This is a genomic window from Sphingomonas sp. DBB INV C78 (genome assembly GCF_042693015.1).
Classification (GTDB): domain Bacteria; phylum Pseudomonadota; class Alphaproteobacteria; order Sphingomonadales; family Sphingomonadaceae; genus Sphingomonas_E.
In genome coordinates, this window is sequence record NZ_CP170544.1 from 3,725,141 (window position 1) to 3,740,896 (window position 15,756).

Annotated in this window: 18 protein-coding genes; 14 read left to right on the forward strand and 4 right to left on the reverse strand. The window is 66.0% G+C overall.

Annotated elements, in window-relative coordinates; genetic code table 11:
- Positions 1 to 2: 2 nt before the first annotated feature.
- Positions 3 to 1,061: a cytochrome c oxidase subunit II gene (coxB, locus tag ACFB49_RS17555; RefSeq protein WP_380872584.1), complete on the reverse strand. Its 1,059-nt coding sequence runs from the start codon at positions 1,059 to 1,061 to the stop codon at positions 3 to 5.
- Between the two features lie 181 nt (positions 1,062 to 1,242).
- Between coxB and pyrE the strand changes: the two genes are divergently transcribed.
- The 6 genes from pyrE (at position 1,243) to ACFB49_RS17585 (ending at position 6,227) form a co-directional block, all read left to right on the forward strand.
- Positions 1,243 to 1,827 carry an orotate phosphoribosyltransferase gene (pyrE, locus tag ACFB49_RS17560; protein WP_380872586.1) on the forward strand — a complete coding sequence of 195 codons (585 nt, stop codon included), beginning with the start codon at positions 1,243 to 1,245 and terminating at the stop codon, positions 1,825 to 1,827.
- Positions 1,824 to 2,903, forward strand: a complete 1,080-nt coding sequence (locus ACFB49_RS17565; RefSeq protein WP_380872588.1) for a serine hydrolase domain-containing protein — start codon at positions 1,824 to 1,826, stop codon at positions 2,901 to 2,903. Before pyrE ends, ACFB49_RS17565 begins: the two co-directional genes overlap by 4 nt.
- Complete coding sequence (locus tag ACFB49_RS17570) at positions 2,903 to 3,631, forward strand: pyridoxine 5'-phosphate synthase (RefSeq protein WP_380872589.1); 729 nt, start codon at positions 2,903 to 2,905, stop codon at positions 3,629 to 3,631. Before ACFB49_RS17565 ends, ACFB49_RS17570 begins: the two co-directional genes overlap by 1 nt.
- Before the next feature lie 112 nt (positions 3,632 to 3,743).
- On the forward strand, positions 3,744 to 4,145 hold the full coding sequence (gene acpS / locus ACFB49_RS17575; RefSeq protein ID WP_380872590.1) for a holo-ACP synthase: 402 nt from the start codon (positions 3,744 to 3,746) through the stop codon (positions 4,143 to 4,145).
- A gap of 49 nt (positions 4,146 to 4,194) precedes the next feature.
- The gene (gene lepB, locus ACFB49_RS17580) at positions 4,195 to 5,145 is read left to right on the forward strand and encodes a signal peptidase I (RefSeq protein WP_380880014.1); all 951 of its coding nucleotides are present in this window, start codon (positions 4,195 to 4,197) and stop codon (positions 5,143 to 5,145) included.
- Positions 5,142 to 6,227, forward strand: coding sequence for an AI-2E family transporter (locus ACFB49_RS17585; protein ID WP_380872591.1), 1,086 nt, complete (start codon positions 5,142 to 5,144; stop codon positions 6,225 to 6,227). Before lepB ends, ACFB49_RS17585 begins: the two co-directional genes overlap by 4 nt.
- A gap of 90 nt (positions 6,228 to 6,317) precedes the next feature.
- On the opposite strand, the gene ACFB49_RS17590 is transcribed toward ACFB49_RS17585, so the two are convergent.
- Complete coding sequence (locus ACFB49_RS17590; protein ID WP_380872592.1) at positions 6,318 to 6,938, reverse strand: FKBP-type peptidyl-prolyl cis-trans isomerase; 621 nt, start codon at positions 6,936 to 6,938, stop codon at positions 6,318 to 6,320.
- Between the two features lie 73 nt (positions 6,939 to 7,011).
- Positions 7,012 to 7,218 (reverse strand): 30S ribosomal protein S21, encoded by a 207-nt coding sequence (gene rpsU / locus ACFB49_RS17595; protein WP_025295445.1) that lies wholly within the window; start codon positions 7,216 to 7,218, stop codon positions 7,012 to 7,014.
- Positions 7,219 to 7,426: 208 nt separating this feature from the next.
- Here rpsU and ACFB49_RS17600 point away from each other — a divergent pair, with 208 nt between their 5' ends.
- Positions 7,427 to 8,188, forward strand: coding sequence for a class II aldolase/adducin family protein (locus tag ACFB49_RS17600; RefSeq protein WP_380872593.1), 762 nt, complete (start codon positions 7,427 to 7,429; stop codon positions 8,186 to 8,188).
- Between the two features lie 18 nt (positions 8,189 to 8,206).
- Here the strand turns inward: ACFB49_RS17600 and ACFB49_RS17605 are convergent, their stop codons facing one another.
- Positions 8,207 to 8,977 (reverse strand): hypothetical protein, encoded by a 771-nt coding sequence (locus ACFB49_RS17605; protein ID WP_380872594.1) that lies wholly within the window; start codon positions 8,975 to 8,977, stop codon positions 8,207 to 8,209.
- A 173-nt stretch (positions 8,978 to 9,150) separates the two neighbouring features.
- On the opposite strand from ACFB49_RS17605, the gene ACFB49_RS17610 reads away from it, so the two are divergent.
- From ACFB49_RS17610 to ACFB49_RS17640, 7 genes are all read left to right on the forward strand, one after another.
- Positions 9,151 to 9,669, forward strand: a complete 519-nt coding sequence (locus tag ACFB49_RS17610; protein WP_380872595.1) for a TIGR00645 family protein — start codon at positions 9,151 to 9,153, stop codon at positions 9,667 to 9,669.
- 75 nt (positions 9,670 to 9,744) lie between these two features.
- The gene (locus ACFB49_RS17615; protein ID WP_380872596.1) at positions 9,745 to 10,377 is read left to right on the forward strand and encodes a DUF4129 domain-containing protein; all 633 of its coding nucleotides are present in this window, start codon (positions 9,745 to 9,747) and stop codon (positions 10,375 to 10,377) included.
- Entirely contained in the window at positions 10,374 to 11,582 is a 1,209-nt protein-coding gene (locus ACFB49_RS17620) for a hypothetical protein (protein ID WP_380872597.1), read from the forward strand. The genes ACFB49_RS17615 and ACFB49_RS17620 overlap by 4 nt, the downstream gene beginning before the upstream one ends.
- Positions 11,572 to 12,528 (forward strand): AAA family ATPase, encoded by a 957-nt coding sequence (locus ACFB49_RS17625; protein ID WP_380872598.1) that lies wholly within the window; start codon positions 11,572 to 11,574, stop codon positions 12,526 to 12,528. Before ACFB49_RS17620 ends, ACFB49_RS17625 begins: the two co-directional genes overlap by 11 nt.
- The gene (locus ACFB49_RS17630; RefSeq protein ID WP_380872599.1) at positions 12,525 to 13,838 is read left to right on the forward strand and encodes a DUF58 domain-containing protein; all 1,314 of its coding nucleotides are present in this window, start codon (positions 12,525 to 12,527) and stop codon (positions 13,836 to 13,838) included. The genes ACFB49_RS17625 and ACFB49_RS17630 overlap by 4 nt, the downstream gene beginning before the upstream one ends.
- Positions 13,838 to 14,854 (forward strand): stage II sporulation protein M, encoded by a 1,017-nt coding sequence (locus ACFB49_RS17635; RefSeq protein WP_380872600.1) that lies wholly within the window; start codon positions 13,838 to 13,840, stop codon positions 14,852 to 14,854. The genes ACFB49_RS17630 and ACFB49_RS17635 overlap by 1 nt, the downstream gene beginning before the upstream one ends.
- Positions 14,847 to 15,713: an RDD family protein gene (locus tag ACFB49_RS17640; RefSeq protein WP_380872601.1), complete on the forward strand. Its 867-nt coding sequence runs from the start codon at positions 14,847 to 14,849 to the stop codon at positions 15,711 to 15,713. Before ACFB49_RS17635 ends, ACFB49_RS17640 begins: the two co-directional genes overlap by 8 nt.
- Positions 15,714 to 15,756: the final 43 nt, after the last annotated feature.

Consider the following 15,756-nt stretch of genomic DNA (forward strand, 5'->3'; position numbering starts at 1 on the left):
CCTTAGTTCGTCGGCGCCGCAGGCGCGGCGGTTGCGTTCGCGGCCGGCTCCGCTGCGGGAGCCTCGGCGGCGGGGGCGGGCGCAGCAGCGGCCGGTGCGGCGGCGGCTTCTTCAGCCACCTTCTCGCCCGGCATGGTGCCGCCCTTGATCTTCACCCACTCGGCGAAGCGCGCCGGCTCGACCACCTCGACGGCGATCGGCATGTAGGCGTGGCGTGCGCCGCAAAGTTCGGAGCACTGGCCGAAATAGACGCCCTTGCGGTCGGCCTTGAACCAGGTCTCGTTCAGACGGCCCGGAACCGCGTCCATCTTCGTCCAGAAAGCGGGGACCGCGAAGCTGTGGATCACGTCGTTCGAAGTGACGATCAGCTTCACGACGGCGCCGACCGGCACGACAATCCGCTCGTCGACGGCGAGCAGGCGGGGGCCGTCCGCATCGGTGCGGAAACGCTTGCCGGCCTCAACCTCGCTCTTCTCCTTGAGCATGTTGGAGACGATTTCGAAGTCGCCATTGTCCGGATACTGATAGGTCCAATACCACTGGTTGCCGATCACCTTGATCGTCACATCGGCCTTGGGCTGCGAATATTGCGCGGCCAGCAGGCGGATCGACGGGACGGCGATCACCAGCAGGATCAGCACCGGAACCAGCGTCCAGATCACCTCGATGAAGGTGTTGTGCGTGGTCTTCGACGGCACCGGGTTCGCCTTGGCGCGATAGCGGACGACCACCCACAGCAAGAGCGCGAGGACGAGGACCGAGATGGCGGTGATCACCGGCACCAGGATGGCGTCGTGCAGCCACTGGCCGTCTTCGCCGATCGCCGTCACCTGCGGCTGGATCTTCCAGCCACCGGGAATCGGCTGGCCAATATCGGCTTCCGGAGCGGCATGCTCGAAAACGGGCTTGGCGGCATCGGCGGCCGGGGCCGCAGCAGCTTCAGTCGGTGCGGCGGCGGCCGCCGTCGGCGCCGCGGCGGGGGCAGCGGCTTCCTGCGCCAGAGCCGCTGCAGGAATCGCAGCAAGCGTCAGCGCCATCAACATCGTCTTCAACGTCTTCATTTCACCCCCGGTCAGCGCCGCATTCGGTGCAGCTTTTCGTCTATCGGGCCTATCGCGATCGGCGCGCTTATAGGCGCGGGTGTCGCGAGCCTCAAGCACCGGAATCGCAGAATTTCGGGCAGTTGATGGAAGGGGCTTCGCAGCCTATCTGGCGGGGCACGAAACCGGCGGGAGCAAAAACATGACCGATGACGAGATACTGGCGGAATTCCGCGCCGCAGAGGCCCTTCTCGAAGGCCATTTCATCCTCTCGTCGGGCCTGCGTTCGTCCCGCTATCTGCAGTGCGCACGGGTGCTGATGAACCCCGCAAGGGCCGCAAGACTGTCCGATGCGCTCGCTTTCAAGATCCCCGACAAGCTTAAGATTCAGCTCGGCGCCGTGGTTTCGCCGGCCATGGGCGGCGTCATCGCCGGGCATGAGATGGGCCGCGCGCTCGGGCTCGACGCGATGTTCGTCGAACGGCCGACCGGCACGTTCGAACTGCGCCGCGGATTCCGCCTCCATCCGGGGCAGAAGGTGCTGCTGATGGAGGATGTCGTCACCACCGGCCTGTCCTCGCGGGAGGCGATCAAGGCCGTCAACGAGGCCGGCGGCGAGGTGATCGCCGCCGCCGCTTTGGTCGATCGCTCCGACGGCAAGGCCGATCTCGGCGTCCCCTTCTACCCGCTGATCCGGCTCGCCGTGCCCACTTATGAGGCCGATTCGCTCCCGCCCGAACTGGCCGCCATTCCCGCGGTGAAGCCCGGCAGCCGGGCGGCCGCGTGAAGCTGCTGGCCGCCGCGATCGCGCTGATGCTTCCCGGCATGGCGCACGCGGCGGACGGTGCCCGTGCCGACGCGGCGATCGCCGCAGCCGGCTTCCAGGGCGTCGCGCTGATCGGCCAAGGCGACCGCATCACCTATGAACGCGCCGCCGGCGATGTCCGCCCGGGCGAGCCGCATCAGGTCGATTCCCTCTGGCGGCTCGCCTCCGTCACCAAGCAGCTCGCCGCGCTGATCGTCATGCAGGAAGTGGCGGCGGGCACCATCGACCTCGAATCACCCGTCCGCACTTGGTGGCCCGAATGGCCCGCGCGCGATGCGGACAAGATCACCGTCCGAATGCTGCTCCGCCACGAAAGCGGCCTGCCCGATCCGGGCGATACCGGCGCCGACGGCGACGAGGTTCCGGCCTTCTATATAAGGAAGGGTGCCGAAGCCGATCCGCTGCGCGCCGCCTCCGCCTTCTGCGCCGGCGCACCACGCGGCATGGCGCCGATGGATTTCCACTATAATAATTGCGACTATATGGTGCTCGGTGCGCTCCTGCAGAAGGTGACGGGCAAGCCCTTCGCCGATCTGCTGGCAGAGCGAATCGCCATGCCGCTCGGCCTTTCCAGCCTGGGCCTCTTCCCCTTCGATGCGCCCGCCCCGGCCAATGTTCCCGGCATGAACGGGAAAGGCATCGCCGATCCGGCGATCAATCTCGGCACCTATGGTGCCGCGGGTTCGGCCTATATCCGCCCGCGCGAGCTTTGGGCGGTCGATCGCGCGCTCATGGAAAACCGCCTGCTCGATCGCATCCAGACGAGCGCGATGTGGACGGGCGAGCCCGGTCTCGGCTTCGCTGCGCTCGGCGCGTGGAGCTATTCGGTGCCGCTGAAGGGTTGCCCCGATCCGGTCGCGCTGATCGAGCGGCGGGGAGCGATCGACGGTGTCCAGGTCCGCAATTTCCTCGCTCCCGAACGGCGCGTCGCAGTGATCCTGTTCACCAACCGGGGCGATTTCGATTATGGCGAGGTCGCGGGGCAATCCGGCTTCGCGCACGCCATGCTTGCCGCTGCCCTTTGCCCGGAGCCGTGATGCCTGAAAAACTGCGCCTTGGTGTCAACATCGATCATGTCGCCACCATCCGCAACGCGCGCGGCGGCGATCATCCCGATCCCGTCCGCGCCGCGATCATCGCCGCCAAGGCTGGCGCCGACGGCATCACCGCGCATCTGCGCGAAGATCGCCGCCACATCACCGATGCCGATATCGACCGCCTGATGGCGGAGATCGACCTGCCATTGAATCTGGAGATGGCGGCGACCGACGAGATGCTGGGCATCGCTCTCGCCCACCGCCCGCACGCCGCCTGCATCGTCCCCGAACGGCGCGAGGAGCGGACGACCGAAGGCGGGCTCGACGCCGAGGGCCAGTTCGATCATCTGCTGCCCATTGTCGCGCGCCTCGCCGACGCCGGCATCCGCGTCAGCCTGTTCATCGAACCCGATCTCCGCCAGATCGAGGCAGCGATCCGGCTGAAGGCGCCGGTCGTCGAATTCCACACCGGCCGCTACGCCCATGTCGAAGGCGAGGCGCGCACCGCCGAATTGCGCCGCATCACCGACGCTGCGGCGCTCGCGGCGAAGAATGGCATCGAACCGCATGCCGGCCACGGCCTCACCTTCGATAATGTCGTGCCGGTGGCGGCGATCCCGCAGCTTGCCGAGCTCAATATCGGCCATTTCCTGATCGGCGAGGCCATCTTCACCGGACTCGACGCCAGCGTCGCGCGGATGCGCAGCCTTATGGATGGTGCGCGATGACTCTTACCTTATTCCGTCACCCCAGCGCAGGCTGGGGTCTCCTGGTGGCCGGGCGCATCCTTGCCGCACGCGATCCCAGCCTGCGCTGGGATGACGGGCTGGGGAGGCCGTCATGATCATCGGCCTCGGTTCCGACCTCTGCAATATCGAGCGGATCCAGAATTCGCTCGATCGCTTCGGCGAGCGCTTCGTCATCCGCGTCTTCACCGATGTGGAACGCGCCAAGGCCGAACGGCGCACGCTCACCCGCGCCGCCACCTATGCCAAGCGCTTCGCCGCCAAGGAGGCATTTTCCAAGGCGGTCGGCACCGGCTTCCGCAAGGGCGTGTTCATGAAGGATATCGGCGTCGTCAACGCGCCCTCCGGTGCGCCGACGCTCGCGCTCACCGGCGGCGCGCGCGCAAGGCTTGACGCGATCACGCCGCCGGGCCACGCCGTGGACGTGCATCTGACGCTGACCGACGACCACCCCTGGGCGCAGGCGTTCGTCATTCTCTATGCCCGGCCCCTGTGACGGGCGCGCCATTTAAGGAGTGGATCGCTTGAGCGATCAAATGTTGCCGATGAGTTCCGACGAGATAGCTTCCCCCGCCCCCGAGGCGCCCCGGCCCGCCCCCGTCGCGGAGGCGAAGCCCGGCACCGATTGGTGGGCCGAGGCCAAGGGCGTGTTCTGGCTGGTGCTCGCGGTGCTGGCCTTTCACAGCTTCCTCGCCAAACCCTTCTACATCCCGTCCGAATCGATGATGCCGACGCTCATCAAGGGCGATCGGCTGGTGGTGACCAAATATCCCTATGGCTGGTCCTATGTGTCGCCCAGCATCACCCGGATCCCCGGCCCGCCCGGCGAGTGGCTCGGCAGGCTGACGGGGCAGGATTATCTCTCCATCCCCTTCATCTCGGGTCGCCTGTTCGGCCGGTTGCCGCGCCGCGGCGACATCGTCATCGCCAAGCCGCCGACCCAATATACCGACTATATCAAGCGCGTGATCGGCCTGCCGGGCGACCGGCTGGAAGTGCGCAACGGCGTCGTCATCCTCAACGGCGTGCCGGTGAAGCGCGAATTCCTGGCGCCGGCGATGATCCCGATCGATCCGAACATTCCGTGCGACACGCCCGATGTCGATCGGCTGCGCGTCACCGGCCCCGATGGCCGTGAATATTGCCAGATGCCGCGCGTCCGCGAAACTTTGCCCAACGGCGTCAGTTACGACACGATCGATCTCGGCCCCGGCGGAACCAATGATGATTTCCCGGCGCTGACGATACCGGAGGGGCATGTCTTCCTGATGGGCGACAATCGCGATCAATCCGCCGACAGCCGCGTCGCCAGCTATCTGGGCGGCCTTGGCGGGCCGGTGCCGGTCGAAAATCTCGGCGGCCGCGCCGAATTCATCACCTTCTCGCTCGACGGCAGCTCGTCTTTCGTGAATCCGATCAGCTGGTTCACCGCGATGCGCGGCGGCCGCGCCGGCACCAGCCTGCGCCCCGCGGTCACGGGAACTCCGAACGAATGAGCGAGACGGAAGGCCGCGCGCCGGAACAGCCCGGACCGTCCGATTTCCGCGACCCGATGACGGCGCGCGAGCTGAAGCGCGCGGCCGTCTGGCTCGGGCTCGGCGTCGCCATCGTCCTCGTCTGGTTCCTCGCCCAGCCGCTCTTGCTCATCGTCGGCGGACTCGTCTTCGCCTCGATGCTCGACGGCGGCACCCGCCTGCTCGGCCGCATACTGCCGATCGGGCGCGGCTGGCGGCTGACGATCGTCTGCCTCGCCACCCTGGGCTTCCTGGTCTGGACCGGCTATTTCGCCGGCGCCACCATCGCCGCCCAGTTCGAAACGCTGCGCGTTGTAGTCACCGAACAGTTCAACCGCATCGCCGATTGGGTGCAGGCGATGGGCCTGATGCCCGAAAACAGCGCGGATGCGATCGGCGAACAGGTGATGGGCTCGCTCGGCCGGCTCACCAGCGCGGTCGGCACTGCGCTCGGCGCGATTTCCAGCCTGGCGATGATCCTCGTCATCGGCATCTTCGTCGCGATCGAGCCGCGGCTCTACGAACGCGGCGTCGCCTGGATGCTGCCGATGGGCAAGCGCCAGGAATTCTACGAAACCTCCGCCAAGATGGGCTACACGATGCGCCGGCTGATGGCCGGTCGCCTGCTCGGCATGGCGGTGGAAGGCGTCGGCACCTGGATTCTGCTCGCGGTGGGCGGGGTGCCGATGGCCGCCTTGCTCGGCATCCTCACCGGTCTGCTCGCCTTCCTGCCCAATATCGGCGCGATCGTGTCGGGCATACTCCTGATCCTCGTCGGTTTCTCGGCGGGCTTCGAAACCGGGATATGGGCGATCGCCGTCTATCTGATCGTGCAGACGGTGGATGGCTATCTGATCGTGCCGATGGTCGCCAAGCGCTCGGTCGATCTCGCGCCCGCCCTGGTGCTCGGCGCGCAGCTCCTGTTCGGCGCCCTGTTCGGCATCCTCGGGCTCGCGCTTGCCGATCCGATCGTCGCGATGATCAAGGTGCTGCTGGAAGAAAGCTCCGGAAACAATGCCGAGGAAGCGGGCGCCACGCCCCCGCTCATCCTGCGACCCCACTGAGCCCAAAAGAGATCGGGCCCAAAAGAGAAGCGGCACCCCGGCCGTGACCGGGATGCCGCCGCATCCTCTCGCTCTTTTTATGAGCTGTTTTTACATGCCCGTCGGCGGGGGAACCACGCCACCATGGGGATCGCCACCACCGGCGCCGCCCATACCACCCATCATGCCCTGCATCGCATTCATCGCGCCGGGCTGGACGGCCACCAGCTCCAGATCGAACTGCAACACGGCATTGGGCGGGATCTCACCGCTCTGGCCCGCGCCCTGCTCGCCGTAACCCAGCGCCGGCGGGATCCAGAAGCGGTACTTGGCGCCCTGCTTCATCAGCTGCACGCCCTCGGTCCAGCCGGGGATCAGGCCGACGACCGGCAACGTCGCCGGGCCGCCATGGCGCTCGGACGCGTCAAAGGTCTCGCCGGTCTTGGCGAGCTTGCCTTCATAATTGACGACGGTGAGGTCGGCAGGCGTCGGCCTGGGGCCATCGCCTTCCTTCAGCACTTCATATTGCAGGCCCGACGGAAGCGTGACGACGCCAGAGCGCTTGCCGTTCGACGCGAGATATTCCTCGGGCGTCTGCGCCGCGACGATCGCCGAATGCGTCGTCCACCACGCCACGCCCGCACCCGCGACCGCAAGCAGGCCGATGCCCACCCAAAGCTTCAGGAGCGAACCCTTCTTGATCGGACGCAGCGGAACGGCGGTCACGGACATAGGCAAAGGCTCGCTCTGTCAGGATAGGCTGGCAATCATCCTGCGCCCCGCTTTGGGGGCGCAGGCAGGCGTCTTACTTGACGCCGTCGCGCTCGGCGCGCTTGCGCTCCAGCTTGCGCGCACGACGGATCGCAGCGGCACGCTCGCGCGCACGCTTTTCCGACGGCTTCTCGTAATGACGGCGAAGCTTCATCTCGCGATAGACACCCTCACGCTGCAGCTTCTTCTTGAGCGCCCGCAGCGCCTGGTCGACATTATTGTCGCGAACGATGATTTGCATAAGGCCGTCGATCTCCAGTCTTCTTCCGGCGGAGGCAGAAAGGCCGCCCGACGGACACGAATAGGGTTCGCCACGAACCGAGGTCCGTGTCGCAAGGCGTGCGCCCTAGCAGTGGGTGCCCGATTCTTCAACCGGAAAAGGCTCGAAGCCGCTCGACACGCGACAAGGCGCCCGGCACTATACTGACAAAACTGTAAGGAGAGAGGTGATGGCCACCGCAATCCGGCCTGCCGGCGTGGCGAGCGAAGCCGAATGGGCCGCCCGTCAGGAGCTCGCTTCCTGCTATCGCGTGTTCGATCTGCTCGGCTGGACCGAACTGATCTTCAACCACATCACCTTGCGGGTGCCGGGGGAGGAAGGCGCTTTCCTGATCAACCCGTTCGGCCTGCATTTCAGCGAGGTCACGGCATCGAATCTCGTCAAGGTCGATATCGACGGCAACAAGCTGGCCGAGTCGGAATGGGGTGTGAACCTGGCGGGCTTCGTCCAGCACGCCGCCTTCCACCGCCATCTGCCCGATGCGCATTGCGTGATGCACACCCACACCACCGCCGGCATGGCCGTCGCCTGCCTGGAAGACGGGCTGTCGATCAGCAATTTCTACGCCGGCCAGGTCGCGGGCCAGATCGCCTATCATGATTTCGAAGGCATAACCGTCCGCGACGATGAAGGCCCCCGCCTGATCGCCAATCTCGGCGACAAAAGGCTGATGATTCTGCGCAACCACGGCCTGCTGTCGATGGGGCCGACCCTGCCGATCGCCTTCCTGCGCCTGTGGGCGCTCGAACGCGCCTGCCAGATCCAGATGGCCTCGGCGCCAATGGGCAAGCTGCGCGAGATCCCTGCCGATGTGCTCGCCATCCACCAGCGCGATCAGGCGAAGCTCGTCCGCCCCGGCATGCCCGGCGAGGCCGAGTTCAAGGCGCTCGTCCGCCTGGTCGACCGCAAGGACAAGAGCTGGCGGGATTAATCCCGCCAGTTCGGCTGGTCAGGCGAACACTTCGGCGAGTTGATTTGTGGGAGCCCCCTCCTTCACCTCACGCAGTTCGACATAGGTCGAAACCAGCGCAGCCGCCCAGACGATCGCACCGGCACCGGCCACAATCTGCTGCACCAACGTCACGACTATCACTATCGCCGTACCTGACGCCGCCATAAAGGCGAGCGGGAATAACGTGCCCAGCAGCACCATATACAGAATGCCGATCAGGGCGATCAGGCCAAAGACACGCCAGCGCGATCCATCGGTCAGGTCGCGGCTGCGGCCGAGGCTTTCCAGCACGCCGCCACGCTCCGCCACCAGCGCCGGCATTCCGACGAACCACCGCGTGAACAGAATCAACGCCGGCACCAGAAAGAACATCCAGGCAATGGCCAGTGATAGCCAGACGACAATTTTGATTGCGACCACCGGTAGCAACAGGCCGAGGGCGGGCGCGATGCTATCGCGCAGGCTTGGCTCTTCGCCAAGTTGATCCCCCAGAAGGATCAGCATGATGACGATTTGCGCAACGAAGCCGACGATCATCAGCATTATCCACGCCATCGCCAGGCTGCCATCGGTGAACATCGCAAACGGCGCTTTCGCGTTCTGCCCCAGGCTCGCGCCGAACCAGGTTTGATAGGCGACACCCGGCAAAACGCTCACCAGCAAGATCGTCAGGCCGAGCGTCGCCCAACGCCGACCGATCGATTCCGTCATCCGCCGGATCACTCGCCCCATCTCGAACGGCACAGGCACGACATCCGCATAAGCCATTTTGAATCCCCCCTTTTCCCCTGCGTCCATCCTTCCCGGTCCCAATCCGCTTGTCCAGATCGCCCCACGAAAGATCGTTCCGCCCTCGGTGCAAACCCCGATGGCTGGCCGGTTCGCGCGACCTTATAGTCAGCCGCAGATGTGGGTTCGGATCTCCAAATCGCGGGGGCGGCATGCGGGGCAGGATCGAAAAGCTGTTCGAGGAAGGGCTGTTCGCCGCCCGCTGGCTGGCGGCACCGATCTATCTGGGCCTGATCTTCTGCCTGCTGATCCTGCTCGTCATCCTCGTCAAATATCTGGTGCTTGTGGCGCGCAACCTGCTGACCATCACCGTGCATGACGCGGTGGTCGCGACCCTGTCCTTCATCGATCTCGCATTGATCGCCAATCTGATCCTGATCGTGCTCTATGCCGGCTATGAGAATTTCGTGTCGCGCCTCAGCATTGACGAGCATGACGATCGGCCCGCCTGGCTGGGCAAGATCGATTTCGCCGGTCTGAAGCTCAAGCTGTTCGGCTCGATCGTCGCGATCACCGGGATCGAACTGCTCAAGGCCTTCATGGATCTGCGCGAAAGCGGCGTGCCCAATGTCCAGGCGCTCACCTGGCTGGTCGTCATCCACGGCATCTTCCTGGTGACGACGATCGCCGCCGCGATCAGCGAATGGTTCGTCGCGCGGGCCAGGGAGTAGCACCGCTCCTCGCCAGCCGCCCGCTTGCCTCGCCGATGACTTGCGCTAAGTTGCTGTGCGCATAGGGGGTTGGGCTTGGCGTCAGGGGAAAACGCGGGCGGGACGATCAGCGAGGCGGATTTTGTCGCCGCGCATGACAAGTTGCGCGCCGATACCGCCATCCAGTTCGACATGCCGGCCATCAAGCCGCCCGAACCGCCGCCCCAGTGGCTGGTCAATCTGTTCAAGGCGATCGCGCCTTATATGGAATATATCGCCTGGGGCCTGCTGATCGCCGCGGGCCTGGCCTTGCTCTACGTGGTCGCGCGCCATTTGCTTGAAAACGGCCTGCCCTTCGCCCGCCGCGCGGCGAAAACCGTCGAGCATGTCGAGCCCGAATGGCGGCCCGAGGCCGGCCCCGCGCGGCAATTGCTGCGTGAGGCAGACGCACTGGCGGCCGCCGGCCGCTATGCCGAGGCGGTCCACCTGCTGCTTTATCGCAGCATCGAGGAGATCGAGCGCCGCCGCCCGCACCTCGTCCGTCCCGCCTTCACCAGCCGCGATATCGCCGCGGCCGATGGTCTGCCGGGGGAAACGCGCCGCGTCTTCTCCCGCATCGCCGCCGTGGTCGAACGTAGCCTGTTCGGCGGCAGCGATGTGGATGCGGATGGCTGGCAGGCCGCGCGCGCGGCTTATGAGGATTTCGCGCTGCCGCAGGCCTGGCGATGAGCGCCGACACGAGCACCTCACCCTTTTCGGCGCGGACAATGCTGTGGGTCATCGGTTCCGGCATCCTCGCCTTCGCCGCTTTGCTGCTGCTCGGCGCTTATGCCCCCGATCTGCGCAACGGCCGCAATGGCGGCGCCCACGCGCTCTCGACCTCGGCCGTCGGCTTCAAGGGCGTGACCGACCTCATCAGTTCGCTGCCGTGGGATACCTACGCCTATTTGGTCCGCAGCGAGGATGAATGGGGCGACGTGTCGCTGCTGATCCTGACCCCCGAACCCTGGACCGATCCCGCAGAGATCGAAAAGCGCCTCGCCGGCCGCGCGGAAAATAATCCTACTCTGATCGTGCTGCCCAAATGGGAGGTGGCACCGCTGCCCGAAAAAACCGCGTGGGTGCAGAATGCCGGCCCGCTTCATCCTGCCGAAATCACACCGCTGATCCGGCAGGTGCCGAACTTCGCGATCCAGCGCAGCGCCGGCGGGCAGTTGCGTGCGATCAACGATTTCACGACCGCTGGTGTCACCGGCGCCCCGGCCCAACTTCAGACTATATCGGGCCGCAACCTCCGCCCGCTGATCGTCGATGGCGAAGGCCGGATGGTGCTCGCCGAAGTCGAGGGGCGTCAGCTCTACATCCTCGCCGACCCCGATCTGCTCAACAATCAGGGCATGCGCAGCGAGGAAACGGCCCATGCCGCGATCGCGATGCTTACCTGGCTGAATTCCACCGGCGCGGAAACGATCGATTTCGATCTCACCCTCAACGGCTTCGGCCGCTCGCCGAGCTTGCTGAAACTGGCGTTCGAGCCGCCTTTCCTGGCGCTCACGCTCTGCATCCTCGGCGCCGGCATATTGGCGGGCATCCAGGCCCTCTTCCGCTTTGGCCCGCCGCTGCGCGAGGAACGCGAGATCGCCTTCGGCAAGCGCGCTCTGGTCGATAACAGCGCAGCCTTGCTCAAGCTCGCCAAACGCCAGCACCGCATGGGCGGCCGCTATGTCGCGCTCACCCGCGATGCCGTGGCGCAGGCGACCGGCGCGCCCACCCATGCCGACGAAGCGACGCTCGACGCCTATCTCGACAGGCTCGCCGAACCGAAATTTTCAGAACTCGCCGCCGCCGCGCGCGACGCCGCCGATCCCGGCGCGCTCACCACCGCGGCCCGCGCGCTCTATCGCTGGAGAAGGGACGTGATCCGTGAAGGTTGAAGAGGTCAAGGCGCTGGCGGACGACATCCGCGGCGAAATCGGCAAGGCCGTTATCGGCCAGGCGGAAACGGTCGAACTGATGCTCGTCGCTCTCTTCGCCTCGGGCCATATCCTCCTCGAAGGGCCGCCCGGCACCGCCAAGACCTTCCTCGCCCAATGTTTCGCGCGGGCCATCGGCCTGGATTTCGGGCGTATCCAGTTCACGCCCGATCTGATGCCGGGCGACATTCTCGGCGCCAATCTCTTCAATTTCCAGACCAGCACTTTCACGCTCACCCGCGGCCCGATCTTCACCGATCTGCTGCTGGCGGACGAGATCAACCGCACGCCCCCCAAGACGCAGGCCGCTTTGCTCGAAGCGATGCAGGAACGCACCGTCACCATCGATGGCGAAACCATGTCGCTGGGCAACCGCTTCATGGTCGTCGCGACGCAGAACCCGATCGAGCAGCAGGGCGTCTATCCGCTGCCCGAAGCGCAGCTCGATCGCTTCCTGTTCAAGCAGACCGTCGATTATCCGGCGGCCGACGAGGAGCGGAAGATCATCGCCACCCACGGCGTCCGCTTCGGCGCGCCCAAGCCCGACGATTGGGGGATCACCGCGCGGGCCGACAGCACCGTCATCGACACCGCGATCGCCGCCGTCTCGGAAGTGCGGCTGGTCGATGAGGTGATCGACTATATCGTCGCCCTGATCCGCGCGACCCGCGATGTCGCCGATCTCGAAAGCGGCGCCTCTCCCCGCGCCGGCGCGATGCTCGCCGCCGCCGCCCGCGCCCGCGCCGCGCTCGACGGTCGCGATTTCGTCATCCCCGACGATGTGAAGGCACTCGCCCCCGCAGTCCTCCGCCATCGCGTCATCCTCTCGCCCGCCGCCGAAATCGACGGGCGCCAGGTGGAAAGCGTCGTCGCCGACATCATCGAACGGATCGAGGCGCCGCGTTGATCTATCCCACGGCCCGCGCGGTGTTTCTGGCGGCGGCGGGGGGCCCCGCAGCGCTGGTGCTCGGCGTGGCCTTCCCGGCTTACTGGTATGTCGGCGTGGGCTGGACCCTGTTCGTCTTCGCGCTGACGGTGATCGACGCGGTTTCGGGCGCCTGGCCGCGCGAGCCGGTGGCCGAACTCGGCATCGACAACAGCGCCAGCATCGGCGCCGATGTGCCGGCGCAAGTGCGTGTCGCCTTCCCCCGTTCCGCCCCGCGGACTGTCGAGGTGATCGTCGAGCTTTCCGATCTGCTAGAAGCACCGGAAGGCGCGCGTGCAACGATTGCCATCACCGAAGCCCGCGGCCAGGCGACCATACATCTCCTCGCCGCCCGCCGCGGCAGCGCGCGGCTGCCCGCGCTCTGGCTCCGCTGGACCGGGCCGATGGGGCTGGTCTGGAAGCAGCGCCGCGATCCTTGTAACGCGCGCGTCATCGTCACGCCCGACGTCCGCCCCGTGCGCGAACGCGGCGCACACCTCTTCCTGCGCAGCGCGATGCACGGCCTGATCGCCCAGCTCGATCGCGGCGACGGCGCGGAATTCGAATCGCTCGCCGATTTCCAGGCCGGCATGGATCGCCGCGCAATCGACTGGAAACAGTCGGCCCGCCATTCCAAATTGCTCGCCAAGGAATATCGCACCGAACGGAACAATAATGTCGTCTTCGCGCTCGATGCCGGCCGGACGATGTGCGAGCCGTTGGATGGCGTGCCGCGCATGGACCGCGCCGTCTCAGCAGCGCTTCTCGCCGCTTATGTCGCATTGAAGCTCGGCGATCGGGTCAGCCTGTTCGGTTTCGATGCCAAGCCCCGCATCGCCAGCGGCGCGGTGTCGGGCGCGCGCTCCTTCGGCCTCATCCAGCGCCTCGCAGCCGAACTCGATTATTCGACCGAGGAGACCAACTACACGTTGGCCCTCACCACGCTCGGCGGCCGGCTCAACCGCCGGTCGCTGATCGTCGTCTTCACCGAATTTTCCGATCCGACGAGCGCGGAGCTGATGCTTCGCGCCGCCACCCGCCTGCTCGATCGCCACCTCGTGCTGTTCGTCGTCCTCGACGATGAAGAACTGGGCGACATCACCGCAGCCGAACCCGAAACCGCCGACGACGTATCCCGCGCCGTCACCGCGGCCGAGCTGCTGCGCGAACGCCGCATCGTCACCACCAGGCTGCGCCATGCCGGCTTCCACGTCCTTGAAACCCCGCACAACCGGGTCGGGCTGAAGCTTGTGGCTTATTATATCGATCTCAAGCGGCGGAACCTGCTGTGATGCGCCCCCTGCTCGCATCCGAAGGCGATCCCACCGCCACCGCCCGCCGCTTCCGCGAGGCGCATGAGGGCGATTGGCGCCGGCTCGATGCGATTCTCACCGTCGCCGAACGGCGATCGCTGAAGGCGCTCGACGAAGAGGAGCTGATGGCGCTCCCCGTCCTCTATCGCCAGGCGCTCTCCTCACTGTCGGTCGCGCGCGAAACCTCGCTCGATCGCGCGCTCGTCGATTATCTCGAAAGCCTGTGCGCGCGCGCGTATTTCTACCTCTACGGGGTCCGCACGCCCGCCCTTCAACGCCTGCGCCAATTCTTCCTGCACGACTGGTCGGCCGCCGTCCGCGCCGTCTGGCCGGAGACTTTGGTAGCGCTGCTGCTCAGCATCGCCGGCTTCATCGCCGCTTATGTGCTGATCACCCACGATTCGACCTGGTTTTTCTCGATCATCCCGCAGGATCTCGCCGCCGGGCGCGATCCCACCGCATCCGCCACGCAACTCAAGGAAACGCTCTACGGCGCCGGCGACGAGGACGGGCTCAGCATCTTCGCGACCTTCCTCTTCACCCATAATGCCCAGGTCGCGATCTTCGCCTTCGCGTTGGGCTTCGCCTTCGGCGTGCCCTCGTCGCTGCTGCTCGTTTACAATGGCTGCATGATGGGCGCCTTCTTCGCTCTGTTCGTGCCGCATGGGCTGGGCGAGGAACTGGGCGGCTGGCTCGCCATCCATGGCACGACCGAGATGCTCGCCATCATCCTCGCCGGCGCCGCGGGGTTGCGGATCGGCCGCACCGTCGCCTTCCCCGGCGCCCGCACACGACTCCGCGCCGCCGCAGAGGCCGGCCGCGCATCGGCGACGGTGATGGCGGGTGTCGTCGTCATGTTGATGGTCGCCGGTCTGCTCGAAGGTATCGGCCGCCAGCGCATCGACAATGATGCGATCCGCTACGCCATCGGCGGCGCCGCGCTCCTGCTGTGGCTGCTCTATTTCTATTGGCCGCGAAGGGCGCCTCATGGCTGAGTATCGCGATCCCGCGCTCCGCCGACGCTTCATCACGCCCGAAGGGGTGGATCTCGGCCTGACGCTCGGCTCAGCCGGTGAGCGCGCCGCCGCCTTCATGGTCGATGCCGCGATCATCATCGGCTCGCTGATCGTCGCGACCATCCTGCTGGCGATCATCGGCATCTGGTTCGGCGGCGGCACCGGCCAGCTCGCCATCATCCTCTGGCTGCTCGGCTCCTTCCTTGCCCGCAACGGCTATTTCATCCTGTTCGAGATGGGCGCACGCGGCGCCACCCCCGGCAAGCGGCGGATGGGCTTGCGCGTCGTCGCCCGTAATGGCGGCCGGTTGACCGGCGATGCCGTCATCGCGCGCAACCTGATGCGCGAGATCGAAATCTTCCTCCCCCTCTCATTTCTCTTCTACCAGACGAGCGAGGGGCTGGCCGACGCCGCGACCGCTTTGTTCGGCTTGGGCTGGAGCGGCATCTTCCTGTTCTTCCCACTGATGAACAAGGATCGCCTGCGCGTCGGCGATCTCCTCGCCGGCACCTGGGTCGTGCGTGCGCCCAGGACCGAGCTCGATCTCGATCTGATCGGTCATACCGCCCGCAGCCAGGCGCGGATCAGCTATAATTTCACCGATCGGCAGCTCGACGCTTATGGTGTCTATGAATTGCAGACGCTGGAAGACGTGATCCGCCGCGGCGACTGGGCGACGATGCAGACGGTCGCGGAAACGATCCGCACCAAGATCGGCTGGACGGGCCCGGCCGGCGACGTTGAATTCCTCAACGCTTATTATGCCGCTTTGCGCATGAAGCTCGAACGCGGGCTATTGTTCGGCCGGCGGCGCGAGAACAAGTTCGACAAGCGGTAGGGCGCACCAGCTCCCTTAACCGTCATGCTGAACTTGTTTCAGC